The organism is Dokdonella sp. (assembly GCF_035703485.1).
Classification (GTDB): Bacteria; Pseudomonadota; Gammaproteobacteria; order Xanthomonadales; family Rhodanobacteraceae; genus Dokdonella.
In genome coordinates, this window is sequence record NZ_DASSYD010000008.1 from 1 (window position 1) to 24983 (window position 24983).

At 59.8% G+C, this 24983-nt stretch carries 26 protein-coding genes and 1 pseudogene; 7 read left to right on the forward strand and 20 right to left on the reverse strand.

All coding sequences use genetic code 11. The annotated features are described in order from the left end of the window. The 10 genes from glyA to pssA form a co-directional block, all read right to left on the reverse strand. A partial coding sequence (gene glyA / locus VFN25_RS00525; RefSeq protein ID WP_325137730.1) for a serine hydroxymethyltransferase occupies positions 1 to 951 on the reverse strand: 951 nt, incomplete at its 3' end. A 295-nt stretch (positions 952 to 1246) separates the two neighbouring features. Then, entirely contained in the window at positions 1247 to 1726 is a 480-nt protein-coding gene (gene rimI, locus VFN25_RS00530) for a ribosomal protein S18-alanine N-acetyltransferase (RefSeq protein WP_325137682.1), read from the reverse strand. 12 nt (positions 1727 to 1738) lie between these two features. Continuing rightward, a complete protein-coding gene (locus tag VFN25_RS00535) occupies positions 1739 to 2239 on the reverse strand; it encodes a hypothetical protein (RefSeq protein WP_325137684.1) in 501 nt (166 codons plus the stop codon). Next, positions 2229 to 2843, reverse strand: a complete 615-nt coding sequence (locus VFN25_RS00540) for an ABC-type transport auxiliary lipoprotein family protein (RefSeq protein WP_325137686.1) — start codon at positions 2841 to 2843, stop codon at positions 2229 to 2231. Before VFN25_RS00540 ends, VFN25_RS00535 begins: the two co-directional genes overlap by 11 nt. Beyond that, positions 2840 to 3766 (reverse strand): MlaD family protein, encoded by a 927-nt coding sequence (locus VFN25_RS00545; RefSeq protein WP_325137689.1) that lies wholly within the window; start codon positions 3764 to 3766, stop codon positions 2840 to 2842. The genes VFN25_RS00540 and VFN25_RS00545 overlap by 4 nt, the downstream gene beginning before the upstream one ends. 67 nt (positions 3767 to 3833) lie before the next feature. Further along, positions 3834 to 4634: an ABC transporter ATP-binding protein gene (locus VFN25_RS00550; protein WP_325137690.1), complete on the reverse strand. Its 801-nt coding sequence runs from the start codon at positions 4632 to 4634 to the stop codon at positions 3834 to 3836. Positions 4635 to 4636: 2 nt separating this feature from the next. Next, a complete protein-coding gene (locus VFN25_RS00555) occupies positions 4637 to 5434 on the reverse strand; it encodes an ABC transporter permease (RefSeq protein ID WP_325137692.1) in 798 nt (265 codons plus the stop codon). 5 nt (positions 5435 to 5439) lie between these two features. Next, positions 5440 to 5775, reverse strand: a complete 336-nt coding sequence (locus tag VFN25_RS00560; RefSeq protein WP_325137694.1) for an STAS domain-containing protein — start codon at positions 5773 to 5775, stop codon at positions 5440 to 5442. After that, complete coding sequence (locus VFN25_RS00565; protein WP_325137696.1) at positions 5772 to 7478, reverse strand: ATP-binding SpoIIE family protein phosphatase; 1707 nt, start codon at positions 7476 to 7478, stop codon at positions 5772 to 5774. Before VFN25_RS00565 ends, VFN25_RS00560 begins: the two co-directional genes overlap by 4 nt. Beyond that, on the reverse strand, positions 7475 to 8266 hold the full coding sequence (gene pssA, locus VFN25_RS00570; RefSeq protein ID WP_325137698.1) for a CDP-diacylglycerol--serine O-phosphatidyltransferase: 792 nt from the start codon (positions 8264 to 8266) through the stop codon (positions 7475 to 7477). The genes VFN25_RS00565 and pssA overlap by 4 nt, the downstream gene beginning before the upstream one ends. A 144-nt stretch (positions 8267 to 8410) precedes the next feature. Between pssA and VFN25_RS00575 the strand changes: the two genes are divergently transcribed. From VFN25_RS00575 to VFN25_RS00585, 3 genes are all read left to right on the forward strand, one after another. Then, the gene (locus tag VFN25_RS00575) at positions 8411 to 8809 is read left to right on the forward strand and encodes a DUF4124 domain-containing protein (protein ID WP_325137700.1); all 399 of its coding nucleotides are present in this window, start codon (positions 8411 to 8413) and stop codon (positions 8807 to 8809) included. A gap of 168 nt (positions 8810 to 8977) precedes the next feature. Next, positions 8978 to 10675, forward strand: a complete 1698-nt coding sequence (locus VFN25_RS00580; RefSeq protein ID WP_325137701.1) for a proline--tRNA ligase — start codon at positions 8978 to 8980, stop codon at positions 10673 to 10675. Between the two features lie 71 nt (positions 10676 to 10746). Further along, complete coding sequence (locus VFN25_RS00585) at positions 10747 to 11517, forward strand: TVP38/TMEM64 family protein (protein WP_325137703.1); 771 nt, start codon at positions 10747 to 10749, stop codon at positions 11515 to 11517. A 138-nt stretch (positions 11518 to 11655) separates the two neighbouring features. Here the strand turns inward: VFN25_RS00585 and VFN25_RS00590 are convergent, their stop codons facing one another. Further along, complete coding sequence (locus VFN25_RS00590) at positions 11656 to 13125, reverse strand: dihydrolipoyl dehydrogenase (protein ID WP_325137705.1); 1470 nt, start codon at positions 13123 to 13125, stop codon at positions 11656 to 11658. A 172-nt stretch (positions 13126 to 13297) separates the two neighbouring features. Here VFN25_RS00590 and ppa point away from each other — a divergent pair, with 172 nt between their 5' ends. Beyond that, positions 13298 to 13840: an inorganic diphosphatase gene (gene ppa, locus VFN25_RS00595; RefSeq protein ID WP_325137707.1), complete on the forward strand. Its 543-nt coding sequence runs from the start codon at positions 13298 to 13300 to the stop codon at positions 13838 to 13840. 30 nt (positions 13841 to 13870) lie between these two features. Here ppa and VFN25_RS00600 read toward each other — a convergent pair whose 3' ends face one another. Both VFN25_RS00600 and VFN25_RS00605 read right to left on the reverse strand, forming a co-directional pair. Next, on the reverse strand, positions 13871 to 14146 hold the full coding sequence (locus VFN25_RS00600; protein WP_325137709.1) for a GNAT family N-acetyltransferase: 276 nt from the start codon (positions 14144 to 14146) through the stop codon (positions 13871 to 13873). 199 nt (positions 14147 to 14345) lie between these two features. Further along, positions 14346 to 14756 carry a hypothetical protein gene (locus tag VFN25_RS00605; RefSeq protein WP_325137711.1) on the reverse strand — a complete coding sequence of 137 codons (411 nt, stop codon included), beginning with the start codon at positions 14754 to 14756 and terminating at the stop codon, positions 14346 to 14348. 53 nt (positions 14757 to 14809) lie between these two features. On the opposite strand from VFN25_RS00605, the gene VFN25_RS00610 reads away from it, so the two are divergent. Continuing rightward, the gene (locus tag VFN25_RS00610; protein ID WP_325137713.1) at positions 14810 to 17125 is read left to right on the forward strand and encodes a DUF11 domain-containing protein; all 2316 of its coding nucleotides are present in this window, start codon (positions 14810 to 14812) and stop codon (positions 17123 to 17125) included. A gap of 36 nt (positions 17126 to 17161) precedes the next feature. Further along, complete coding sequence (locus tag VFN25_RS00615) at positions 17162 to 19537, forward strand: tetratricopeptide repeat protein (RefSeq protein ID WP_325137715.1); 2376 nt, start codon at positions 17162 to 17164, stop codon at positions 19535 to 19537. Between the two features lie 71 nt (positions 19538 to 19608). Here VFN25_RS00615 and VFN25_RS00620 read toward each other — a convergent pair whose 3' ends face one another. The 3 genes from VFN25_RS00620 to VFN25_RS00630 all read right to left on the reverse strand — a co-directional run bounded on the left by VFN25_RS00620 (position 19609) and on the right by VFN25_RS00630 (position 22053). Continuing rightward, the gene (locus VFN25_RS00620) at positions 19609 to 20265 is read right to left on the reverse strand and encodes a serine/threonine protein kinase (protein WP_325137718.1); all 657 of its coding nucleotides are present in this window, start codon (positions 20263 to 20265) and stop codon (positions 19609 to 19611) included. Next, entirely contained in the window at positions 20255 to 20800 is a 546-nt protein-coding gene (locus tag VFN25_RS00625; RefSeq protein WP_325137720.1) for a sigma-70 family RNA polymerase sigma factor, read from the reverse strand. The genes VFN25_RS00620 and VFN25_RS00625 overlap by 11 nt, the downstream gene beginning before the upstream one ends. 242 nt (positions 20801 to 21042) lie before the next feature. Next, positions 21043 to 22053: a DUF2333 family protein gene (locus VFN25_RS00630; RefSeq protein ID WP_325137722.1), complete on the reverse strand. Its 1011-nt coding sequence runs from the start codon at positions 22051 to 22053 to the stop codon at positions 21043 to 21045. Positions 22054 to 22365: 312 nt separating this feature from the next. On the opposite strand from VFN25_RS00630, the gene VFN25_RS00635 reads away from it, so the two are divergent. Then, positions 22366 to 22545 carry a hypothetical protein gene (locus tag VFN25_RS00635; protein ID WP_325137723.1) on the forward strand — a complete coding sequence of 60 codons (180 nt, stop codon included), beginning with the start codon at positions 22366 to 22368 and terminating at the stop codon, positions 22543 to 22545. 13 nt (positions 22546 to 22558) lie between these two features. Here VFN25_RS00635 and gspK read toward each other — a convergent pair whose 3' ends face one another. From gspK to VFN25_RS00655, 4 genes and pseudogenes are all read right to left on the reverse strand, one after another. Further along, the gene (gene gspK / locus VFN25_RS00640) at positions 22559 to 23545 is read right to left on the reverse strand and encodes a type II secretion system minor pseudopilin GspK (protein WP_325137725.1); all 987 of its coding nucleotides are present in this window, start codon (positions 23543 to 23545) and stop codon (positions 22559 to 22561) included. Next, positions 23542 to 24249: a type II secretion system minor pseudopilin GspJ gene (gspJ, locus tag VFN25_RS00645; RefSeq protein WP_325137727.1), complete on the reverse strand. Its 708-nt coding sequence runs from the start codon at positions 24247 to 24249 to the stop codon at positions 23542 to 23544. Before gspJ ends, gspK begins: the two co-directional genes overlap by 4 nt. Next, the gene (gene gspI / locus VFN25_RS00650) at positions 24246 to 24617 is read right to left on the reverse strand and encodes a type II secretion system minor pseudopilin GspI (RefSeq protein ID WP_325137728.1); all 372 of its coding nucleotides are present in this window, start codon (positions 24615 to 24617) and stop codon (positions 24246 to 24248) included. Before gspI ends, gspJ begins: the two co-directional genes overlap by 4 nt. Beyond that, positions 24614 to 24983, reverse strand: a pseudogene (locus VFN25_RS00655) (hypothetical protein); the annotation flags it as partial. The pseudogene VFN25_RS00655 and the gene gspI, both read right to left, overlap by 4 nt.

Genomic DNA, 24983 nt, shown 5'->3' on the forward strand with positions numbered 1-24983 from the left:
ATGGTTTTCGGTGCCGCCTGAAACGATCTTGTAGCCGCGTGCGATCAAGGTTTTGGCCATTGCCTTGGCGTTGACCACGACTTGAGCCTGATAGGTCTTGAACTCCGGGCTCAGCGCTTCGAGAAAAGCCACCGCCTTGGCCGCGATCACATGCATCAGCGGCCCGCCCTGGATGCCGGGGAAGACAATCGACTGCAGCTTTTTCTCGCGCTCTTCGCCGAGGCCCTTGGCGATCACGAAACCACCGCGCGGTCCGCGCAGGGTCTTGTGCGTGGTTGAAGCGACGACATGTGCGTGCGGCACCGGATTCGGATAGACGCCTGCGGCAATGAGTCCGGCCACATGGGCCATGTCAACGAAGAAAATCGCATCGACCTTGTCGGCGATCTTGCGCATGCGCGCCCAGTCGACAACCTGCGAGTAGGCGCTGAATCCGCCGACCAGCATTTTCGGCTGGTGCTCGATGGCCAGACGCTCGACTTCGTCGTAATCGATCAGGCCGTTCTCATCGACGCCGTACTGCACGGCATTGAACAACTTGCCCGAGATATTCGGCTTGGCACCGTGGGTCAGATGGCCGCCGTGGGCGAGACTCATGCCGAGGATCGTGTCACCGGGCTGGAGCAAGGCCAGATACACGGCCTGATTGGCTTGCGAACCGGAATGCGGCTGCACGTTTGCATAGTCAGCGCCAAACAGCTTCTTGAGACGCTCGATGGCAAGGCGCTCGGCGACATCGACATGCTCGCAACCGCCGTAATAACGCTTGCCCGGATAGCCTTCGGCGTACTTGTTGGTCAGCACAGAACCCTGCGCTTCGAGCACGCGCGGGCTGGCGTAGTTCTCGGAAGCAATCAACTCGACATGATCTTCCTGACGCTTGGCCTCGGCAGCGATGGCAGCGGCCAGCTCAGAATCGAAACCCTCGATACGCAAATCCCTGGAAAACATCGACAATCTCTCGGCAGTCATGACGGAACATGCATATTACCGCGTTGCAGCATGTTTCATGGAATAGGTGGCCATTCGGCCAGTTGGGACAGGTCCAGTCTGATCAGCTTCTGTTCGTGGTGCGTCGAGACACGAAACAGTCGAATGGCTTGCATTCCATTACCTTTGGACCTTTAAGGCACGCTCCTTCGTCGCGCGGCAGGGGTGCCGCGCCGCTGCGCGGCGTGCCTTTGAAGCATAGGGTCACTGGGGCCCTGGCTGCGCAGGGGCGACGTGAGGTAGTCAACAGACAGCCCTAACGCTCAGGCGCCAGCAATTCCATAGCCATGACCAGCGCATCCTCGCGCCCGCGTTTCGCCGGGTAATAGTTCGGTCGTCGCCCGATCTCATTGAATCCGGCGCTATCGTAGAGGGCGACTGCGTGGTGGTTCGAAGGTCGCACTTCGAGAAAAACACGTTCGGCGCGGTGCCAGCGGGCCAGATCGAGCAAGCGGGCAAGGATGCGGCGACCATGGCCTCGACCCTGTTCGATCGGAGCCACGCAGATATTGAGCACATGTGCTTCGCCTCCTGCCACCGACAAGACCCCGTAGCCGATCAGTTCGGCCGAGCGTTCAAGCACCCAGCATTCGTAGCCGGCGGCGAGACAATCCCGGAATATGGCCAGCGTCCACGGGTGCGGATAGGCACTCAGCTCGATGCGCGAGATCGCTTCGAGATCCTGCGTGCGCATGGCACGGAAGCTTGATATCGATTCCTGGAGATTGGCGACCATGGCGGCAGGCGATCAGGCATCAGTCGGGCGTCGCACCTGCGAACGCGAGAGACGCTTGATCTCGCCCCACAAGGCACGCTTGGCGTCGGCACTCTGTGCAAGTGCTTTTGGCTCGTGGCTGACGATCCAGCTGATCGCGTTCTGGCGCTGCGCTGGCATGTCCGCACCCAGCGATCGCGCGAGTGACTCGCCAAGGACGATCAGCGCGCGCGCTGCTTCAATGGAATCAGCTTGACCCGACGAGGCTATGGCTGCTTTGAGACGGGACATGCGCAGACTGCGCAAAAGATCTGCGAGCAAGCGCGGATGCGATTGTTCTGCACAAAGGAGCAGCACATCGGCATGCGTCACCGCAGCGCTTTGCTCGCTTGACGCACGATCGGTTCTGCCTGATGTCGGCTGCGCCGCTATCGATGCCGATGCAGGTGGCGCTTCCTCGGCAACTTCGCCACGCGGAACGTAGACGTCGACTCCGATTTCCGTGAGCAATCGCAGACTGTAATCATCGAGCATGCTCGTAGGCCTCGCTTTCGAGCAGATCGGTGTGGAACCTGACGAAAATCTGGTCGACTGCGCTCGACAAGGCGATGACGGTCGCGCCCAGGCTGTGATCTGCTGCATCGACATCGGCATGGTAGATCTCGTCAAGCTGCGGCGTGCCATCAGGTCGATCGACACGCAAACGCAAGACGACACTGGCAATGAAGCCGCCGCCGACGCTCGGCACGCGCTCGAAGCGAAAGATGCTGCCACTGATACGCAGCGCAGCCTGGCTCGATGCCAGCTTGTCGGTCACCAGCGGTGCAATGGCCGCATCACGCAGTTCGATGAGCAAGCGACGCTGCAAGGCGCGGGTCGGCGGATCGGTCCACAACTGATAGTGGAACTGGCGCAATTCGGCGCCGGTGGGATCAAGCGCGTAGACCAAAGCGCGATCGGCATACAGGCCATCCGCGGCAAACAGGTTGACCACGATGGGCGTATTGAACACCGGTGTTTCGCTGACCGGCAGGGTCTGCGCCTTGCTCATGCGGAAATAGGTGTGATCGGGCGCACCGGGTACATTGCCGCAAGCCACAAGGGTCAGCGCCAGCATTGCTGCAATCAGAATTCTCATTCGCTATCGTCCTCCAGCTTGTCCGGCTCCGGAGAGCGCAGCAGTTGTCCGGGATTGCGTCGAATCTCGCGGCTGAACTCATCGAGGTTGCGCGTCGCCGACTCGAGATGATGGGTGATCACATCCATGCGGCTCGACAAGCTGGCCATGACGGTCGCCAGATCAGTTACCGCGCCGCGAATGTCGCCACGATTCTCGCGCGCCATGTCGGCCAGTTCACCGACAGTCTGATCGAGCGTCTTGCGCGTCTCGCGCAACTCGCCACTGAGCCCTTGCACATTACCAAGGATGCCAGCGACCGCAGCACGATTCTGTGGCTTGAGCAAATCGTCAAGTGCACCGGATGCATCGTTGAGTTTGGCCAGCAGGGCCTGTGCCTGGCCGAGAATTTCAGGCGCGTTGTCATCGAGCGAGCCGGTGATCGAGTCGACACGCTGCGCAAGCATGGCGATCATCGGCGAGATCTGATCACGAGTCAGCGTGGACACCTGTCCGGCGAGTTCGCCAACCGCAGCAAAGATGTCAGCATTCTCGACACCCTTGATCTCGGCGCCTGGCGCAAGCACCTGCTTGCTGCTGCCTTCCTTGATGCCGATCGACATGTCAGCCAGCAGGCCGCTGGATTGCAGGCGCGCGATGCTGTCTTTCGGGATCGTCCAGTCCTGCTTGACCGAAATCGTCACCTTGTAGCGGGTGCCGCTGGCATTGCGTTGTGGCTCGATATCGCCGACGTCGCCGATGCGGTAGCCCTCGTAGAACACCGGCGCACCGTAGCGCAGGCCGGTGACATTGCGGTACTCGACGAAGTAGTCGGTGGATGCACCACTGCGCCCGGTGATCAGGGCAAGGCCGACCAGCAGCAGTATCAGGGCCACCGATACCACTGCACCGACCATCACATAGTTGATCGTGTCTCGCTTCACCAGAACATTCCCCTCGCTCGTGGTCGCATTCTAACGTCGGATCGAAAATCGATGCATGCAAGTCGGGTCATGCATCTTCCCCGACCAGACGACGCAGGTACTCATCGGCATCGACCTGCACCTCGCGTGGACGCCGATTGAGCAGATCCTGGATGCGCTCGTTGTCGGCCGCGCGCACCTCGGCTGTGGTGCCGGTCATCAGCACATCGCCCTGATCAAGCACGGTAATCGTGTCGGCGATCTTGAACGCGCTTTCCAGCTCATGAGTGACCACGACGATGGTCATGCGCAAGGCATCACGCAAACGCAGGATCAATTCATCGAGCTCGGCCGAAACCACCGGATCAAGCCCGGCCGATGGCTCATCAAAAAACAGCAGGCGCGGATCCATGACGATGGCCCGGGCCAGCGCCGCGCGCTTGATCATGCCGCCGGAAAGCTGGCTCGGCATCAGATCCTGAAAGCCGCCAAGATTGACCACTTCGAGCTTGATCCGGCTCATGATGCGGATCGTCTGCTCATCCAGCTTGGTGTGCTCGCGCAGCGGCAAGGCGACGTTGTCGCCGACCGTCATCGAGGTCAGCAGGGCGCCACCTTGAAATGACACGCCGATACGCTTGCGCACATCAAGCTTCTCGCGATCATTGGCGTTGGCCAGGTTGGTGCCGAACAGCTTGACCGTCCCCGACACCGGCCGATTGAGACCGAGCATATGCCGCAGCAACGTGCTCTTGCCCGAACCAGAACCGCCCATGATTACGCGGATTTCGCCTGGCTGAACGCTGAAATCGACCGCATTGAGGATGCGCCGCTTGCCGTACCAGGCTTCGAGCTTCTCGACTTCGATGAGGGGGGCCGGAGTTTCCATGATCACCGATTCAGGAAAAACGAAAAGATCATGTCGGCGACGATGATCCAGCAGATCGACAGCACCACCGAACGGGTTGTCGCCCGACCGACACCTTCGGCTCCGCCAGTCACCGAGAATCCGGTACTCACGCCGATCAGCGTGATCAGCAGGGCAAACACGAAACTCTTGGCGATGCCCTGGCCGATGTCCCCCGGCGTCAGCAGCGACATCGTCTGCAGCATGTAAGCGGTTGGCGTGACATCGAGCGCCGGTGCGCTGTACAGCGCCGCACCAAAGATCGCCACCGCATCGGCGAAGACGGTCAGCAGCGGCAACATGATCAGCATGGCGATCAGCGCTGGCGCGACCAGATAGCGCACCGGATCGATACCGATCACCGCCAGCGCATCGACTTCCTGGGATACCGTCATCGAGCCGATGCGCGCAGCCAGCGCCGAACCCGAGCGCCCTGCAACGAGGATGGCGGTGATCAGCGCACCGAATTCGCGGGTGACGGATTTGGCCACGGCAATGACCACCTGTGACTGCGCGCCGAATTCACCGAGTGCCGAAACAAACTGGATACCGAGCATGATGCCGACGGTGAAGGCGAGCAGGCAGACGATCGCCAGCGCGTCGACACCCACCTGACGCATCTGTTCGACCACCGCACGCAGGCGCAGGGGTTGTCCAATGCGCCAACCGAAGGCGGCGAGATAAATCGACTCGATCAGCAACATTGCCGCATAGCCGATACCGCTGAGGGCCTCGACCGAACTCCGGCCTATCTTTGCGAGGGGTCGGGTCAGCGCTTCCACGTGGCCTAGCCGGTGACTTCGGGGATCGCGTCAGCATCGGCGACGATCGGGAACACCTGATCGAGTCGCGCCAACTCGAGCACGGCACGCACGGCATCACTGACCGCAACGAGGGCAAAGCCGCTGCCCTTGGATCGTGCACCCTGGAAACCTTCAACCAGGGCCGCGATACCGGAGGAATCGATGTAGCTGACCTCACTCAGGACCACACCCACGCGCCGACTCTTCTGCAGCGCATCGAGTACGGCTTCGCGCACCTGCTGTGACCAGGACAGATCAACTTCGCCAGTCAAGCGAATCAAGGTACATCCATCAACTGTTTCAGACTTGATCGCATTCATTCCCGGTCTTCCCCATTATTCTTCTTGACAGTAATTTTCTTGTGCATGATCAAGCGATTGCCGCGATCATCCGGTCGCTTCTGCAGAACCCAGTCGTCCATGACGGTATCGATCAGGGCAACCCCCAGCCCGCCACTGCGACATTCACCGAGAGGCTTGGCGCGTACCCTGCCCGGATCGACTGATGGTGCCGAGTCGAGCAAACGGAACTCAAGCTTGCCATTTTCACTGGTAACACGCAGATCGATGTCGCCGGAATGCTCCGGCCCATAGGCGTGACGGATGATGTTGCAACACGCTTCATCCACGGCGAGCACGAGTTTATCCCGAATGCCTGTTTCCACGCCGGCATCATCCAGCGCACCACGCAAAAGCGAGCGGATTTCGCGCATCTGTTCCGGCTGTGCCGGGAAACACCGCTTGAGCAGAATTTCCGGACCATGTACCTGCATGCGTTCAATCAGCAACAAAGTGGTGTCATCAACCAGACGCAATTGCTTTAGCTCGGAAAAAATCCCGCGCAATCGAGGTTCGGCAGATGCGCCGGCATGCCGACTGATCAGCTCCCTGACGCCTTCCGAACCAATCGTGCGCCGTTGCGCATCGCGCACATCGGTCACCCCATCGGAGAAGCAGTAGAGTGAAGCACCCTTGAGGTCGACGACCTGCGACTCGAACTTCATGTCGCTCAGAATGCCGAGTGGCGCACCGCCGGAAAGGAATTCAGTGAATTCACCGTCGCGGTAGAGCATCGCCGGTGGAAACCCGGCGGCGGCGAACTCGACGTGCTCGGCATTGCGATCACACTGGCCGACCAGGGCACAGACGAATCGACCATCAAGGCTGGTTTGGCACAACTCCTCGTTGACTCGAACCAGCCACTCCGAAGGCGGTGTCGAATCCTTGCCAACCCAGCGCAGCAAGGAGGCCACTCGCACCATCAACAGTGCCGCATCAAGACCCTTGCCGGAAACATCACCGATGAAGAATCCGATCCGGCCATCGGGAAGGTCAAAATAATCGTAGAAATCACCCGAAATTTCGTGCGCAGGAAGATTGACGCCAAGCAAAGGAAAGCCGTCGCGGCGACGTTTCGGCAACAGTGATTTCTGCATGCGTCGGGCCAGATCGAACTCGCGCCGCATACGTGCCTGCTGAACCAGCTCATGCGCCATGCGCGCATTGTTGATGGCCAGCGAAGTCGGAGCCGCGACCAGGCGCAGGATCTCGGCATCATCGGCACTGAAAGAACCACCGGTGCGCTTGTTGACAACTTCGAGAGCACCGATCGGCCCCTTGGCCGTGGCCAGAGGCGCGCACAGCAGACTGCGGGTAACGAAACCGGTATCCGAATCGGTACTGCGGTCGACCCGCGAATCGCTGACCGCATCGGCGACGACCTGACTGCGGTTTTCGGCGACGGTGCGACCGACGACGCCCTGCCCGATCGGAATGCGCAAGCCGGCAATATCAATCGGGCCAACGCAGACCTTGCATTCGAGCATCTTGCCGTCTTCGTCGAGCAGGAACAGCGATGCCGCTTCGGCATCCATGAATTCGGCAATGCGGGTGACTGCCTCGCTCAGGGTCTGACGCAGATCCAGCGATACCGCCAGGGTTTCGGAGAGATCCGCAAGAAACGCAAGCGCGAGCGCTTCGCTGACAACGGCCACGTGAGGGTCGATGGCCGGCGCGGAAGTCATTTCTCGGAACGCTCGGCGTCGCGCTGGGCACGCCGCTCACGCCAGCGTCGAAGCCCCCACAAGGTCATGATCGGCCCCGACAACACATACGACGCGGCGACCGCAAACAGCATGCGTGCAGGATCGAGGGCGACGGCGACAAAAATCAGCAAGGCGGCGGGAATCCAGATGAATGGCACCCGATCCGACATGGGCCAGGCCTTGAAGCTGAAATAGCGCACATTGCTGACCATCAGCAGGCCCGCCACAACGGCGATGACCGGCGTAATGAATTGCACATCGAAACCGGTGCGCTGGAATTTCTCGACCGACCAGACAAAGCTCATGCACAAGCCTGCGGCTGCCGGGCTGGCCAGGCCCTGGAAGTAGCGCTTGTCGATCACGCTGACCTGGGTGTTGAAGCGGGCCAGCCGCAGCGCCGCGCATGCCGCGTAGATGAAAGCGGCCGACCAGCCGACCTTGCCCCAGACTGGACCGTATTCGGCCAGCGACGATAGCGACCAGGTGTACATGACCAAAGCCGGGGCCAATCCGAAACTGACCAGATCGGACAGGGAATCGTACTGGACACCGAAATCGCTCTGGGTTCCGGTCATGCGCGCCACACGACCATCCAGGCCATCGAGGATGCCGGCGACGAAAACGGCCAGGGCCGCTTCCGAATAGCGTCCGCCGATGCCGGCGACGATCGCGTAGAAACCGGAGAACATCGCCGCTGTCGTGAACAGGTTCGGCAACAGATAGATTCCGCGCGGTCGCTTGCGTGTAGCAGGGGGTGTTTCTTGCATGCCGAATGCCGTATCAGAAAGTGTGCTGAGTTTAACTGATTGGTGCGATTTGCCGCCGAAGTGCTTGTCAGATAACGAAACTAGTGCTATCCAGTGTCCTGTTTCGGGGCCCAACTGTCGGCTCGCACCGACGCGGAGAACATCATGAAGCCCAGCTCGATTGTACTGATCCTTGCCTGCCTGAGCGCCGCCCCTGCCGTCGCCCAACAGGTTTATTCGTGGACCGACAGCAACGGTACCAAGCATTTTTCGGATACGCCGCCCCCGCCGAATACGGCCGGCGCGACGAAACTCGTCGTCCACAACGGCCTGACCAGCGCCGAGGCGCCGCCGGTGGAAGAGGAAAAGAAGGAAGGCCCATCGATGGCCGCCGCTGCCGGCTACAGCGAAGAGGAGATCAAGCGCAACTGCGCCACGGCGCGCAAGAATCTCGACATCTACAACGCTTCGCAGCCCGGTGATGAAGCCTTGCCGGAAACACAGGTTCAATATCAGATGAACCTGAACAAGGCCAAGGATCAGATCAAGCTGTTCTGCGGCTGAGCGAATTTCTGGTCGCCAGCAATCGACGTCGTATCAAGGTAGCCCGGGCGTACTCGGGCGCAAGATTTGCGCGCAAATCCGGCTGCGGCCGGATGCAGGTATCTGCGCAGCGGTGAAAACTCCCACGCTTCTGTAGAATCGTTGATCCACTGCGATCGAAGCAAAATCATGCGCCTCTCCCGTTTTCACCTCGCCACCGCCAAGGAAGTACCCGCCGACGCTGAAATCATCAGCCACAAGCTGATGTTGCGCGCCGGCATGATTCGCAAACTCGCCTCGGGTATCTATACCTGGTCCCCGCTTGGCCTGCGCGTATTGCGCCGGGTCGAATCCATCGTTCGCGAGGAAATGAATCGCGCCGGCGCAGTCGAACTGCTGATGCCTTCGATCCAGCCGCAGGAACTGTGGGAAGAAACCGGTCGCTGGCAGAAATTTGGCGGCCAGCTGCTCAAGATCAAGGATCGCAAGGAGGCCGGCTACTGCTACGGGCCCACCCACGAGGAAGTGATCACCGATTTTGCCCGCAACGAGCTCAAGTCCTACAAGCAGTTGCCGATCAATTTCTACCAGATCCAGACCAAGTTCCGCGACGAGATCCGGCCTCGCTTTGGTGTCATGCGTGCGCGCGAGTTCCTCATGAAGGATGCTTATTCCTTCCACATCGACGCCGAGAGTCTGGCTGCTGAATACGACAACATGGTCGATGCGTATACGCGCATCTTCACGCGCCTGGGCTTGCGTTTCCGCGCGGTCGATGCCGATACCGGCGCCATCGGCGGCAGCGCCTCGAACGAGTTTCATGTTCTGGCGGACTCTGGCGAGGACGCCATCGCGTTTTCGTCGGATTCGAACTACGCGGCGAATGTCGAGAAAGCCGTCGCGCTGGCCCCGATTGGCCAGCGACCGGCCGCCACCGCCGCCATGCAGAGCGTGGATACGCCAAGCCAGAGAACCATCGGCGAAGTCTCGGCATTTCTCGACGTCGACCCGAGTCATTGCATCAAGACCCTGCTCGTGCGCAGCAAGGAAGGCCTGGTTGCCCTGTGCCTGCGTGGCGACCATGAGCTCAATGAAATCAAGGCATCGCGTCTTGAGGAGCTTTGCGGCGAACTGACCCTCGCCGATGAGGCGGAAATCGAACGAGCGGTGGGTTGCAAGCCCGGCTTCATTGGCCCGGTCAGCCTGCCCGATTCGATTCCGATCATCGTTGATCGTGACGCCGCTCTGGTAGCCGACTTCGTCTGCGGTGCGAACGCCGAAGGCAAGCATCTGCGCAACACCAACTGGGAACGCGACGCGCACATCTCGCGCATCGCCGACCTGCGCAAGGTCGTCGACGGCGATGCCTCGCCGGATGGCCGCGGCAGCTTGTCGATCGCGCGCGGCATCGAAGTTGGCCACGTGTTCCAGCTCGGCAGCAAATATGCTGAAGTGCTTGGTGCCAGCGTGCTCGATGACCAGGGCAAGGCGCGCATTCTGTCGATGGGCTGTTACGGCATTGGCGTCAGTCGCATCGTCGCTGCCGCAATCGAACAGAACCACGATGACGCAGGCATTATCTGGCCCGAGAGCATGGCCCCCTGGCAGATCGTGATCTGCCCGATCAACATGGTGCAAAGCGCTGCGGTTCGCGAAGAGGCCGAGCGCCTCTACGAAGAACTTGGCGCGCGCGGCATCGAGGTGGCTCTGGATGATCGCGGCCTGCGACCCGGACCGATGTTTGCCGATGCCGAACTGATCGGCATCCCGCATCGTATCGTCATCGGCGATCGCGGACTGGCCGCAGGTACCTACGAATACCGACGCCGTGGTGAGGCCGAAAATCGATCTCTGTCCCGGGATGAATTGCTCGCCCTGTTCGACTGAGTGCCGATGGCATTGGCACTCAGGGGGAACCGACATGGAAAAACCGGCACGCCCGATTGCTGGGAAATTCAATGAATCAGCCTGCTGAGCCGCTGCCACACGCCGAGCGCAGGCGCCGGCTGCTCAAACGCGAACTGCGTTCGATCGTGCCGTTGGCGCTTGCCGTCGTGCTGATTGTCATCGCCGCGATCATGCTCGGCCAGGAAGTGGAGCGACATCTGCAGGCGATCGAATCGTGGATTGCCGAGCTCGGCCCATGGGGTCGTCTCGCCTTCGTTGGCCTGGTTGTGATCGGTACGTCCCTGCTGATTCCGGAATCTCTGTTTGGCCTGATCGCCGGCGCCCTGTTCGGGCTAGCCTGGGGAATCGGCCTGCTGCTCGTTGGCAACCTGTTGGCCGCGGCCTTGCAATACGCATTGGCCCGACGCCTGCTGCACGCGCGGATCCAGCGTGCACTGCAATCACGTCCGCTTCTGCATTCAATCCAGAAAGCCGTGATTGGCAATGAACTGCGCCTGCAATTCCTGTTGCGCCTGACTCCTCTCAATCCGGCCCTGGTCAGCTACCTGCTTGGTGCCGCCGGTGTGCGCTTTGGCGGATTCATGCTCGCCAGCCTGGCCTTGATTTCACATTTCGCCATCGAGGTCTATCTCGGCCATGCCGGCAAGCAGCTGATCTCGAATGGATTCAGCGGCGATCAAGCCGGATGGATGCACGAGCTGCTGATCTTTGGCGGTGCCGCGATCGGTTTGATCGCCGTCGTCTTCGTATCCCGGGTCGCCCATCGTGCTGTGCTTCGTGCGATCGCGGAATCTGCGGCAGACGCCGACAAGGCACCCTGAAATTCGAGATGCGCAAGCGGCGGCCGGATCTCAGGATCGCGCTGGATCAGCTCATCAAACTGGACCGGCGATGAGGAAAGACAACTCTGTCAGCTCGCGCAAGATTCCAGGAAATGTCTGGCTGGTTGCTTTGACGGCTCAGCCACCCGGCCCGCAATCGATGCAGTTCGGCGGCGGCTTCGGGCCCATGCCGAGTGACTTGTTGAGCATGCGCAATGCGGTGCGCAGGCCTTCCTCGATGACCGGATGGTAAAACGGCAGCTCGATGATCTGGCCGACCGTCATGCGCATCTGGATCACCCAGGCGATCAGATGGGCCAGATGTTCGTTGGCCGGTCCGATCATTTCGGCACCGAGCAGCAGCCCCGTGCCTCGCTCGCCGTAGACGCGCAACAACCCCTGGTTGACCAGCAAGACGCGAGAGCGCCCCTGGTTCTCGAAGGAAACTTCGCCAACGGCGAAATCGACCTTGCCTTCAACCAGCTCGGCATGGCGTTGTCCGGCAAATGCGATCTGCGGATCGCTGAAGACGATGCCGAGTGGAGTGCGCCGGGTGTGCCGGAAAACCTCGGGATAGTTTGCCGCGTTCTGACCAGCCAGATGGCCTTCGTCAGCCGCCTCATGCAGGACCGGTCGATAGGCCGCCGAGTCGCCAGCGATGAAAATGTGCTTCTCGCTGGTCTGCATGGTCAGCGGATCGAACAGCGGGATGCCGCGAGCACCCAGCTTGAGGCCGCTGTTGTGCAGGGCGAGTCGATCGACATTGGACACCCGTCCGGTCGCGGCAAGCAACCATTCGAAGCGTTCACTGCAGGCAGCACCCTGATCATCAATGAAGTCGACCACCACGGCATCACCGTCGCGACTGATACGAACATCGCGCGGATCGAAGCTGACCGGCCATTCAGCAGCGAATGTGCGCGCCGCATAGCTGCGCACGTCCGGGTCGGAAATTCCGCCAACCGCGCCGTCACGGCCGAACAGATGGACGCGAACCCCGAGCCGATGCAGAGCCTGGCCGAGCTCGATGCCGATTACGCCGGCTCCAAACACGGCAACCGATTCGGGCAGATCCTGCCAGTTGAAAACATCGTCGTTGACAATCAGACGATCACCGACGGCTTTGAAGGGTTCAGGGATCATCGGCCTTGAACCGGTCGCGATGATGATGCGCTCTGCCTTGATCCGCTCAATTTCGGGGGACGCCTGCTCAACGTCATCGGTCGGGCTCAGGCGCAAGGTGTGGGCATCCTCGAACTCGGCATGGGCACGAATGATGTGTTTCTGTTCGAAGCCTTCGACCGCGTCCTTGACGAAGCCGACAAAGCGGTCACGTTCGAAGCGCACGCGGCGCATGACCGCCACGCCATCGACCTCACCCGGGCAAGCTGCGATACCGAATTCAGGCAGTACCTGCAAGCGATGCCGGGCCTCGGCGGGCGCAATCAGCAGTTTCGACGGCATGCAGCCTACCCGGGCACAGGTCGTGCCGAACGGTCCGCCTTCGATCAGGGCGATACGGTCGGTCGACTTGCGCACCTGGTGATAGGCGGACATGCCGGCCGTTCCTGCGCCGATGATGGCGACGTCGACGTTGCGGACAGACATGGCGTGCTCCTCGACAGGGGATTATCAAGCATAACGTGTTGCAGGAATTTCGGGCTCTACCCTCAGCCAGAATGCTGCGACGCAGCACGGACTGCCGTATGATAGCGCCCCCATTTCCATGGTCGTCGCCAACACTCTGCGCGGCCGTCATCCCGTTATCAAGGAGCCCCCAATGGCTTTGCAACTCGTCTCCACCGGCAAGGATGTGCCGAACGAAATCAACGTCATCATCGAAATTCCGAAAGACGCGGAACCGGTCAAGTACGAAGTCGACAAGGCAACCGGAACGATTTTTGTCGATCGCGTGCTGTCGACACCGATGCGCTATCCGTGCAACTACGGCTATATCCCTCAAACACTCGGTGGTGACGGTGATCCGCTTGATGTCCTGGTGATCCTGCCACTGCCGCTGGTACCGGGATCGGCGATCCGCTGTCGTCCGGTGGGTGTGTTGCGCATGAGCGACGAGGCCGGTGCCGACGAGAAACTGGTCGCCGTACCGATTCCAAGAGTGTTCGAGGGCTACGCCCACATCAACGATATCGAGCAGGTCTCGAAACACTGGCTCGAACGCATCGGCCATTTCTTCGAGCACTACAAGGATCTCGAAAAGGACAAATGGGTCAAACTTGAAGGCTGGAGCAACGCCGACGATGCCAAGCAGGAAATCCTTGCCAGCGTCGAGCGCTACCACGTCGCTGAAGGTCGGGGCTAACCCGGGCTTGACCTCGGCGCGGTTGCCAGATCAGGCGAGAAGCTCCTGATATTCGGGATGCTTCTCGATCCATGCGGCAATGTAGGTGCAGGCAGGCACCACCTTCCATCCTTCTGTTTTCGCCTTATCCAGGGCAAACCGTGCCAACTGTCCGGCGATACCACGGCCGCCGAGGCTGGCCGGCACGCCAGTGTGGGTGATCGTCATCGTGCTGCCGACAAGCTGATACTCCAGCACACACGCTTCGCCTTCAACCATCGCAACAAAGCGACTGGCTGATGCCTCATGTCTGATTTCGATACTCATCTATGACTCCTTGGTGGGGAATGGAGAATGGAGAGCGTTCCGGATCGGCCGCTGCCCGTCAACCGGGCCGACACCCCACTCACTCAAACCGTTCAGGATCGCGCACCCTCATGGGTAGCGCGAGTGCTGCATTCACTCGATGCACATGGCAGCCGCGCTGTCATGAAGAATCCATGAAAACCTCGTGAAAACAAGGCATTCATGATCTTTCATGATTGTTCATGGCGTTGGCAGGATTCAATCGCCGCACGCCGCTAGGTTCAGGCCTCACCTGCAACCCATCGGGGAAAATCATGAAAACGCGGTTTCCTGCTATCTGCATTCTGCTCATCGGCTGCCTGCTGATGTCGCCGTCCCACGCCGCCATCATCAACGTGGTGAATCCCGACGAATCTGGTTCCGGCTGCAATCTGCGCGATGCAATCCGCGCCGCCAATGCCGATGCGGCGCGAGGCGACTGCACGGCTGGATCAGGAACAGACACGATCCGCCTGATTCCGAGCGAAAACAGACTGAATAGTGCCCTGCCGACAATCACCTCACCGATGACAATCGAGTCGGCATCCGCGAATGTCGCAACCGCACAACGCTCTACTGGCAGCATCTTCACGGGGGGGGTTCAGAATTTTCGATGTCAATGGCACCCACCTGACCTTGAACCGCATGCATGTGCGATACGGCTTGCTTGAATCCCCCACCGCCAGTGGCGGTGCAGGCATTCGCGTTGAAAACGGAACCCTGTCCGTCAACAACAGCATCATCAATCGAAACGACTTGTCAGCCACATCGAATGGCGGCGGAGGCATCCTGGCCAGGAACTCGACCGTCGAGATCACTGAATCCGACATTTTCGACAATAGTTCCAGTGCTTACCCGGATCGCAGTGTCAAACCGTCTGGCAGCGCGATGCTGGCGATCAACTCGATCGTGACGATAGTCCGCTCTCGCCTCTCCGAGAATTTTGGATACGGCGAGATCCATTCGCTGGTATTCGACAACAGCGTGGCAACGATTGACCAGAGCTATCTGGAAGGTTCTGCGTCTCAGGTCATGGGCCACATCGAATTACGCAACGATTCGAGCCTGAGCTGCATCAACAGCACGCTGGCAAGCGCAACGACCAGCGAGACCGTCATCGACATTGAAGATAGCGAAATTTCCTTTCTCAACTGCACGGTGATCGATCAGTACATTCAACACGACTCGAACAGCGTCAGAACGTTTACGAATACCATTTTCACCAACGACTGCTTCCCGTTGAATTTCGCCGCGCACGGAACGACGAACTTTTTCAGCCGCTCCACGTGCACGGGAATCAGCTCTCCGGGTGATTTGCTGCTGTTTCCGGCAGATGACAATGGAGGCCCGACTCCAACGGCTGCCCTGAGCCACTTCAGCGATGTCATCGGTGCCGGCGGAAATACCTCTTGTCCAGTCACCGACCAGCGCGGAGAACTGCGAAACGATGGTGGCTGCGATATCGGCGCTTTCGAGTTCATTGCCGACGCCGACGTGCAGATTTCCGTCGTTCCGGCCATCGCGGGGCCGTACTACGCGGGCCAGAGCATCGAATTGAACATCAACCTCTACAACGCGGGTCCGGATGCGGCCAACCTCGTCCGAGTCGATGCCAGCTTCGACCACCTCAATGTGCAATCGATCGAAGGGATTTGCACCTCTCTTCCCTGCGAAATCGAGGAGCTTGCTGCTGGAGCACCACCCCAAACCATTACGATTGCAGCGACGATCATCAGCAACGGTCTCGACAACTATGGCGCGACGGCAACTGTCTCAAAGAGCCCTCTCGCACACTACACGGAACTGAACGTTGCCAACAACGTCTCCAGCATCACGCGCAATCTGGTTGATGTCGCCGAGTTGTCGATCACAAAGACAAAACTGACGCCCCCTCCGCATTTCATCGGCCAGAGCATCGTTCACCGGATTGTCGTACACAACGCTGGCCCGGATATCGCCGCGAATGTTGTCGTCACCGAAACGCCCGGAAACCTGAGCATCACCAGCATCACGAATTGCGCAGGCCCGACAGCCGGTCCGTGCACATTCCCGTCGATTGCGGTGGGTGCCTCGCGCACCCTGGACGTGACCTCGACCATCGACTCAGCTTTCTTCCGCAATGAAGCATCCGTTGCCGCCGACACCGCCGAGACCAACCTCGATGACAACATCGACAATCTTGGCAATGGCGGCAGTGCGCAAACCGATGCCGATCTGCAGGCAACATTGACTCTGGTCACATTCGCACCCTGGTACAGCGGCCAGATTGTCGAATATCAGATGTCGGTCACCAACAATGGTCCGGATATCGCTACCCATGTGACCTTGAACGTCGATTCCGAAAATCTTTTCATCGTCGGTGTCATCGGCAGCTGTGGAATCGATGTGCTGCCCTGCCAGGTCGGAAACGTGGCGGTTGGTGCGACAGTCAGCCGAACGATCCAGGCGCAGGTGAATCACGACGGCCCTGCTTTCATGCATTTGACCGTCGAATCCGATCAAACCGATGCCAACCTGGCCAACAACGAGAGCTCGAAGGGCTTTCTGGCCCAGCAATCTGCGGAAATCCAGGTTTCCCTGAGCCTGTTGACACCGCCGCCTCACTATCCCGGCCAGCGCCTGCACTACCGGATGATCACGACCAACGGCGGCGACGACAATGCAACCGGCGTGGAGCCTGAAATTTCGCCAACCAATCTCGATATCGTCTCGGTCATCGGTGGCCAGTGTTTCGAGCTGCCCTGTGATATCCCGATCCTCGGCATCCTGCAGTCTGAAACCATCGATATCATCGCCACACCTCGCTTGCCCGGTCCATTCGACATGGACGCCCGCGCCTACGCCAGCCAGTTCGACTGGAACCTGGCCAATAACCTCGTCTCCGATATTGGTGGCGTTGCCGAGCCGTCGCTGGACGACCGAATCTTTGCGGATGCGTTCGAGACCATAGAGCCGGATTGATCGTTGCGCCGAGCGGTTAGTCTGGTTGGTGTGCTAATGTCGAAGCCATTCAGGCAACCACGAGCGACGGTCCATGCCGTTGTCTGGCAATTCAGGGTCTTGTCGGCGGCATTGTGCAACTGGGTACGCCTGGCACTGGTTGGCGGCGCGATGTTGCGCCAAGGCAGGGCACCGGTGATCTACCATTTCGGCAAATTCCGACTCGACAGTGTCCGCGAGACATTGTCGAGCGCCGACGGCCCGGTGCCGTTGCGCGATCATGCATTGCGCGTCCTCAAACTGCTTGTCGAACGCGCGCCCGAGGTCATCAGCAAGGATGAAATCCTCAATCAGGTCTGGGGCCACGAGTCGCTGTCGGAAAGCTCGATCGCACAAGTCGTCAAGGACATTCGCCAGGCGCTCGGCGATTCCGCCAAGTCGCCGAAACTGATAGCCACCCGTTACGCTCGTGGCTATCAGTTTGTTGCAGCACTTCACGATGGTGAAGCGATTGCCGCGCAGGAGCCGAAACGACCGCGCTGGCGACTGATTGCAGCCCTGGCCATTGTGGCCTTGCTCGGCACGCTGCTGGTCCGCCAATGGTCGCCACAGATCACCCCGGCCGCGCCGATGCAACCCACCTGGTTGATTCGCGCCATCGATGACCGCAGCGGCGAATCCCTCTCCCGTGCCTATGCCGAATATCTCGGCTTTGTCGTGCGTACCGCAACCGGCGACAACCGTATCGGACTGGCCAAACCTGATGAGGTCGTCGCGGGTGCCCGCTATCTCGATGTCAGCCTGTCCGTGTCCGATGAAGATCCGGAGAAGCGTTTCCAATTGAAGCTCTATGATCCATCGTCGGAAGGTGTTCCCGCACCAACCTACTTCGGACAATCCGGACCGATGCTCGCCGACAGCATCGAGCGCATCTTCAAGAGCATCAAGATCAGCCCGCAGACCCGCATTGAATCCGGTGTGATCTCGCAAAGCGCGTTTGCCACCGAGACCTTGCTGCGTGGCATGGCGGCCCAGTTCGATGGCGATACACAACGAGCCATCGCCTTGTTCAAGGCCTGTCTGGCAGAAGACGATGATTTCGATTTTGCGCGCTACGAGCTGGCCATCGCATTGCGCAGGCAAGGTGAGTACACGCAGGCGCTAGCCTTGCTGAAAACACTGGAATCGCGCCACTCGAGCGATTTCTGGGCCTACCGGATCGAGAATACCAAGGGCATCGCTCACTGGCGCCTGGGCCAATACGCGGAAGCTGACGCAAGTCTCACCAAGGCCTACACGCATAGCGACACACCCAACTTGCGCGCCCTGATCGGCACCAATCTCGCACTCCTGCGTCGCGATCAAGGGCAGCTCGAAGCCGCCGAAACCAGCGCGCGTGCTGCGATTGAAAATGCTGACGAGAAACGTTACCCGGGCACCGCTGCCTCGGCCTTCAACACCCTGGCCAGCATTCTCATGCGCTCCGGGCGGCTCGATGAAGCCGTCGAACTGCTGAAGAAAGCGCAAAACCTGTTTCAGGCCCAAGGCAATCGCGCCGCCTATGCCAGCGTACTGTCGCGAACCGGTGACGCCTTTGAACAACTTGGTCAGTACGTCCAGGCCGAGCAACACTATCGACTGGCAGCGGGAATTCGCGAGCAGTTGCACGATGAGCTCGGCGTGGCCGCATCGCAATTGGATCTTGCCCGATTGCTGCGGATTCGCGGAGATTTTTCGCAATCCCGCGAATTGGCTCAGAGCGGCCTCGATGTCGCCACGAGGAAAGGCGACACCCACTTGATGGTTCAGGGCAACGCGAGCCTGGCGCGGCTGGAAGCCAGCGAACAACGCTATGCCGATGCGAGCGTCCACGCTGGCGAGGCACTGCATCTGGCGAAGCAACGTGGGGAACCAGCGCTATTATTGCAGGCACGGCATGATCTGCTCGCGATCGAACTGGAAGCCGCACCTGTTGACGACTCTGCGGCGTTGAATCAAAGCGAAATCGATATTGACACGTTGCTGGTCGACGCGACCAAAGCGGACGATCCACTCCAGATTGCGCAGTCACGATTGCTGCGCGGCCTGGCCTGCGTCAGGCGTTCCGATTTGAATGCTGCGCGCAACCACTTCAGCGCCGCCGTTGAACTGGCCAGGTCGCAACGCGAGGTCGGCTTGCAGGTACGCGGTCTGATCGAACTGACTCGCCTCGACCTTGCCGACAACCCGGCGCGCAGCGCCAAACATCTGGCCGATGCCGAGAAACTCCATCCACCCGTCTACCCGTTCGCGGTTTTGAAGGCCAGAGTCTTCGCAGCACAAGGGCGCCAGCAAACTGCGCTGGCCCTGGCCAACGAGGCGAAGCTCACGTCTGGCGATTGGTGGAATCAAGAAGACGAGACGTTCCTGCAACAACTTGTTGCCGACAAATAGCCTCGTCAGACATTCAAGGCGCATTGTCGCTGCAACGATTGGCGAATGCTTGTCACAGCATCCTGACGCCACTACTGCTCGAACCGCTTGATCTCGTCAAGGACCGCTTGCGCCTTGCGCAGGCTGCTGCCACCCATGCTGTCGTTCATCGCCTTTACCCAGCGCGAGTGACCGGATCGCTCGGCCCAGCGATGGAAGCCCCAGGTGGCGAGCAAACCGACCATGCCGACGGCGACTGACCAGCCGATTGCACCGCCCATGTTGGCAAACAAGTCGACGCCAGCCAACCAGGCAAAGAAGCAGGCCACGAACGGAATCCAGAACAACCACCAGGACAGGCCAACGATCATGCCGCTGCGAACGTAAAACGAGCGCAGTTGCGCGAGTTGCTTCTGAATCGCCAGCACCGGCGCGGAGTAGTCGAGGCGGCGGATCATGCCGAGAGTGATGCCGGCAAGCATGATTGCGACGACGCCGTAGACATGCACGATGACGCCGCTGACCAGCAATTGGGTGCTTTCCGCATGGCTGCTCCACACGGAGACGCCGAGCAGGATCATCGCCATGCCATAGAAAATCTGCACGATCTGGCCCCGGAACAGCGGACGCAATCCGCTGCGCGCCTTGTCCGTTCGCGAATCGCGAAACATCTGCAGGTTCAGCGCGTGCTGCTGTTCGAGCCGGCGATCGAGGGTCTGCCAGGCGCTTTTCATGTCGTCAAATTGCATGGTGGTTTCCACGGTCTTGAGATTCCTTTGCGGAGTGATCGTTGCGGATGCGTTGCTTGAGGCGAGAAATCCGGGTCGCCACATTGGTTTCGCTCAGGCCCAGAATCTCGGCGATTTCGCGATAGCTGCGTTCTTCGAGTAGCAGAATCAGCAATGCGCGATTGAGCGCATCGAGTTGTTCAATGAATCGATGCAGGTCACGCACACGCTCATCGGGTTCGGCGATGCCATCGACGAGCGCATCGTCGTGCACGGATTCATCGTATGGCAGGTTCCTGGCGTCGCGCTGCCGGGAAGCGCGCAGATGCGAGATCGCAACGTTCAGCGCGATGCGATACATCCAGGTCGAGAATGATCGGGTCTCGTCGTAGCCGGGAAAAGCACGCCACAACTGCGTACTGATTTCCTGGGCCAGGTCGGCACGATCATCCGCCAGCCGCGCATAGGTGTTGGCGACCTTGAAGACAATCTTGCGATGTTCTTCAAGCAGCCGGGCAAATTGTTCCCGCTGTATCCCGGTCGCACTCAATGCCATGGTTTGCATCTTCCCCTTCCCAGCCCGATTCTGCCCGTGTGTCTGCATGATTCGCAGCACGGCAGGAAAAATCACACTGGAGCGGGGAGTGGGGCTCGATATGTTGTCAAATTTTCTTGTCGGGTTTTCGTGGCATCGTCAGCCTTTCCTGAATTGCATTTACCGCTATCCGCTTACCGCTCTTCCGCTAACTGCCTCTATACCTTTCCCGCCAACCGCTCACCGCTCCTCGGCCTACCGCCCTAGCCGCGCTTGAGCAGCTCGCGCAATTCGATCAGCGCCGCATTCGCGCGCGAGATGTAGTTGGCAAGGACCAGCGAATGGTTGCCGAAGAATCCGAATGGCGAGCCATTCAGCACCATCGGACTGCTCAGCGGCTTCTGTGCTTCCTCGATCTCACGGATAACCTGCTCAAGACTGATCATCGCGTTCTTGTCACGCAGCACCGGGCCGAAATCGACACGGATGGCTTCAAGCTGCTCGCGCAACGCCCAGGTGTAGCCGCGCGCTTCGTAGAAGTTGTCATCGATCTTGGTCCACGGCGTCTTGACGATGCGTGAGCTGGCTGCCGGTTTCGACTGTTGGGCATTCGGATCATTGGCCAGATCGGTGTCGATGCGCATCTGGCCGACACTGGCCGACAGGCGTTGCGACAGCGAGCCGAGGCGGGTCGAAACCACGGAAAGGAAGTCGACCAGATTGTCGGCCCGTGCATAGAACTGAGCGTCGTCCTTGTCGTTGTCGGCGAGCCGGGTCGCGTAGCTGTCGATGTATTCGATGGCCTTGCGGTACTGGCTTTCCGAACTCGGCAACAACCAGCGATCATTTGGCGAACTGATCAATGGTTCAGCTTCCTGCAGATCCTTGTCCTCGACCGACTGGGTTTGCGAACGGCTGAATTCATTGCGCATCGCTCGGGTCAGATCACGTGACGCGGTAACCACACCGAACTCCCAATTCGGCAGGTTGTCCATCAACAGTCCCGGTGGCAGCTTGTCATTGCTCAGATAGCCTCCGCGCTTGTCGAGCATGACCTCGATGCCGTGAATCAGCGCGCTGGTTGTCGCCGAACCGACAACGACCGGTTGCTGTTTGGCGGTAGCACGCTCCTGCGTCACCTTGATTGGGTCGAAATAGTCCGGCTCGGTATCCCACCACCACATCAGGGCAAGAATGACGAGCACATAGGCAAGGATCAAGGCGAGCAAACCCTTGAGTTTCCAGTTTTTTTGGCGAGATACGGACGTTTCCATGGGAATTCCTTGAGGGTCGATTCCGGACCGACCCATCCTTATGCAGATAGCCGAGACGATCAAACGCTTCCATCTTCGCATGTCGTTCATGAATCGGGCAGACATGTCCGGTGTTGTGGCGGATCCCGGACACACTCACGGCCGAAGCTTGTAGGAAATTTCCTACATGACAACGAGATGAAACCCCAGTGAGATCAACACGGCGTTGGCCTATGCTGGGCATTCTCCCTGCGGCGACAACGGATTATCCTTCAGTCGCCCTCATACGCTTCGGTCAAAAGGACATGGCCAGTGTTCCCGGAAAACATCACCATGCGAAAAGAAGCACGTGAAACCCTTACTGCGATAAAGACCCTGACCCGCCTTGAAGCCTGGATCCGCTGCGCCAAGGCCGAGCTTGCAAGCACGCCCGAGGATGAACTGCTCGCCGAATTCATCCGTATCAATGAACGCTTGCTTGTCGAGGAACGTCGGAAACTGCTCGCCGCCTGACCCCGGCCCCGGCTCAGCGCGGTTGATTCAGCGCATTGGCCAGCACCCCATCGGGAACATCCTCGCCGCCACGACTGCGGGCGAAAATATGGATGCCGCCTGGACTATTGGCGCCACCCGCTGAGCGCTCGATGACACTGGAAAAGGAAAATGGGACTCCATCCAGAGTGATTTCACCGCGGGCAAGGAAGTAGCTGCTGGTCACACTCAGACCAGCCTGATCGATATTGTTGACGCCCTGCTGGGCAACTTCATCCAGGGCTGTCGCGACGCTGGTCCAGCGCGCCTGGCGATTCTGCCGGATTCGTTCGGCCAGCACTGCGGTCATGCGCGAATCAAGACTCATCAACACTGCCGCCGAGGCCGTGTTCAGATTGATCGTTGTACCCGGAGGCAATGCGCAGACTTCCGGTGCAAGCCGCGCATAAACCTCGCCACTGACGCCACGCACGAGACGCAGTTCGGAGACGTGCGCGAACACGCGATTGGCAGTGCGATATGGAATTGGCTGGGCCAGATAAGCGTTGTCTTCGGCACCGCCTTCGGTGTTGATGCTGCTATCCGGATCGATCCAGTCGATGATGGCGCCGCTCAGCGATGGATCCAGTTGCAAGGCGACCAGCAGGTTTTGCATACGCTTGTGCCAGATCTCCGGCTGCTTCGGTGCAAGATTGTTGAGATTGAAGCAACCGTTGAGATCGCTCATCTGCGCGCTGATGCGACCTCCCGGAACCTCTTGCGGTGGCAACGGGATGGCCCACGCATCACTGAATGTATCCAGATTCGGGTTCTCCTCGCGATCTCGTTGCAGCACCTGGGCCGCGTAGGCCTCCATCCCCTCCGAGTAGGCAATCGCCTGCTCGCCGCGCAAGGCGTTGCGCGTGCGCGCGAAGGCCAACTCACCACGATCTAGCAGCGAGGCAATCAGGATCACGGCCAGCGCAACCGCGAGCAAGGCGATCAGCAAGGCGACGCCACGTTGGCGATGCGGGAAGTTCATCGCCCCACTCCCGTTGGCTGGATGATCGGCATCGGATCGACGGGCAGAACCGGAGAGTCAACCGATCCGTTGGCGCCGACCCCTTTTCGCGGGATCGTCGATGGCAAGCTGATGACGCGACGCAATTCGCCCATGTCATCAAGGCGCAGGCGCAACTCGATCGCACGCGGCAACTCATCAATCGGCGTCTCGCGCGGTGGCCATTGCTCACGCCAGGCGCCGTCGCTACCCAGATAGCGCAAACGGAAATCACTGACCTGATCGAGCATGTCGCGCCACTGCGGCATGCTGCCCGCGGCACGATCAAGCACGGCATAGCGACCGCGGCGAAGTTTCTTGTTGTCGATGTCATAGAGCACACGCTCGATATTGCTGCGTGGCTCGGCTCGTGGATTGGCAAAGCCGAGGCGGCTCAGCTCGATGCGCTCGGTCGTTCCAAGTACGGCAGGAACCTGCTCGCCATAGTTGCCGCGCAGCGGCCGTGAAATGGCCTGACGCAGATCACGCTCGAGATTGCTCATGATCCGCACAATATGCGCAAAACGATCCTGCTCGGCAGCCAGAGCGCTGCGCGTGCGCGCGATCTGGCTCAGGGCGCTCCAGGTAATCGCTGCCATCGCGGCAAAAATTACCAGCGAAACCAGAATTTCGATCAGGGTGAAGCCGCGTCGTCGTCCGCGCGACGGAATCAGGGACCTCTTCATGGTGAGGGCTGATCGCTGCCGAAACCGTCAAGGCTCGCGCTTGGCTCGGTCGAGTCAGCGGCGAAAACCAGGACCGTGAGGCGCCGCATGGACGGATCGTCAGTCGCCTTGACCTCGAGCGTCCAGCGCCAATCCCGGTCGCCAAACCGGGTCCGTCCGTCGCGTTTGCCGACACCAGGAAACGGCGTCGCGATCCGCGTCTCATTGAGCACGTTGGAAGCCACCCAACCGGCCAGGGTACGTTCGCGCAAACCATCGAAACTGTTGATCTGACCACCGGCGGTACGGGTCAACGCGAGCAGGGCGAGGGCGACAACGACGAGCGCGATCAATACTTCAAGCAAGGTGAATCCACGTTGCCTGCTCATGGCCGCAACGCCAGCGCTTCGACCTTGATGTCGCCGTCGGCCAGACCGCGAATTTCGTAGCGATGTGGCGCATCACCGAGTTGCATGCGCAACACGAACGGCGACAGTTCACCCGACGAAAAACAGACGATCTGCGGTGACTCGGACTCATCGTCGGCAAGGCGCATTTCGCTGCCATCGCGGTACAGACTGACCTGCAGCCCGGAAACCCATGACCGTGGGCGCAGCTCATCGCTCTGCTCGCTGGCCATCCAGCCATCGAAACCGAGCATGGAAAAGGCGTAGCCATTGCGGCTGACACGCACACCAATCTCGCGACCGGTCAACTCGGCCTGGGTGCAGGCATGATCGATCAAGGCTTGTAAT

Bases quoted from the DNA above. Each gene is read 5' to 3' on its own strand.
- VFN25_RS00580 (WP_325137701.1), top strand. From the start codon at position 8,978: ATGCGCCTCTCCCGTTTTCACCTCGCCACCGCCAAGGAAGTACCCGCC.
- VFN25_RS00560 (WP_325137694.1), bottom strand. From the start codon at position 5,775: ATGAATGCGATCAAGTCTGAAACAGTTGATGGATGTACCTTGATTCGC.
- gspK (WP_325137725.1), bottom strand. From the start codon at position 23,545: ATGAACTTCCCGCATCGCCAACGTGGCGTCGCCTTGCTGATCGCCTTG.
- VFN25_RS00600 (WP_325137709.1), bottom strand. From the start codon at position 14,146: ATGAGTATCGAAATCAGACATGAGGCATCAGCCAGTCGCTTTGTTGCG.
- VFN25_RS00585 (WP_325137703.1), top strand. From the start codon at position 10,747: ATGAATCAGCCTGCTGAGCCGCTGCCACACGCCGAGCGCAGGCGCCGG.
- VFN25_RS00550 (WP_325137690.1), bottom strand. From the start codon at position 4,634: ATGGAAACTCCGGCCCCCCTCATCGAAGTCGAGAAGCTCGAAGCCTGG.
- VFN25_RS00565 (WP_325137696.1), bottom strand. From the start codon at position 7,478: ATGACTTCCGCGCCGGCCATCGACCCTCACGTGGCCGTTGTCAGCGAA.
- VFN25_RS00575 (WP_325137700.1), top strand. From the start codon at position 8,411: ATGAAGCCCAGCTCGATTGTACTGATCCTTGCCTGCCTGAGCGCCGCC.
- VFN25_RS00590 (WP_325137705.1), bottom strand. From the start codon at position 13,125: ATGTCTGTCCGCAACGTCGACGTCGCCATCATCGGCGCAGGAACGGCC.
- VFN25_RS00610 (WP_325137713.1), top strand. From the start codon at position 14,810: ATGCATGTGCGATACGGCTTGCTTGAATCCCCCACCGCCAGTGGCGGT.
- VFN25_RS00625 (WP_325137720.1), bottom strand. From the start codon at position 20,800: ATGGCATTGAGTGCGACCGGGATACAGCGGGAACAATTTGCCCGGCTG.
- pssA (WP_325137698.1), bottom strand. From the start codon at position 8,266: ATGCAAGAAACACCCCCTGCTACACGCAAGCGACCGCGCGGAATCTAT.
- VFN25_RS00615 (WP_325137715.1), top strand. From the start codon at position 17,162: ATGTCGAAGCCATTCAGGCAACCACGAGCGACGGTCCATGCCGTTGTC.
- VFN25_RS00630 (WP_325137722.1), bottom strand. From the start codon at position 22,053: ATGGAAACGTCCGTATCTCGCCAAAAAAACTGGAAACTCAAGGGTTTG.
- VFN25_RS00635 (WP_325137723.1), top strand. From the start codon at position 22,366: ATGCGAAAAGAAGCACGTGAAACCCTTACTGCGATAAAGACCCTGACC.
- VFN25_RS00540 (WP_325137686.1), bottom strand. From the start codon at position 2,843: ATGAGAATTCTGATTGCAGCAATGCTGGCGCTGACCCTTGTGGCTTGC.
- gspI (WP_325137728.1), bottom strand. From the start codon at position 24,617: ATGAGCAGGCAACGTGGATTCACCTTGCTTGAAGTATTGATCGCGCTC.
- VFN25_RS00535 (WP_325137684.1), bottom strand. From the start codon at position 2,239: ATGCTCGATGATTACAGTCTGCGATTGCTCACGGAAATCGGAGTCGAC.
- gspJ (WP_325137727.1), bottom strand. From the start codon at position 24,249: ATGAAGAGGTCCCTGATTCCGTCGCGCGGACGACGACGCGGCTTCACC.
- ppa (WP_325137707.1), top strand. From the start codon at position 13,298: ATGGCTTTGCAACTCGTCTCCACCGGCAAGGATGTGCCGAACGAAATC.
- VFN25_RS00620 (WP_325137718.1), bottom strand. From the start codon at position 20,265: ATGCAATTTGACGACATGAAAAGCGCCTGGCAGACCCTCGATCGCCGG.
- rimI (WP_325137682.1), bottom strand. From the start codon at position 1,726: ATGGTCGCCAATCTCCAGGAATCGATATCAAGCTTCCGTGCCATGCGC.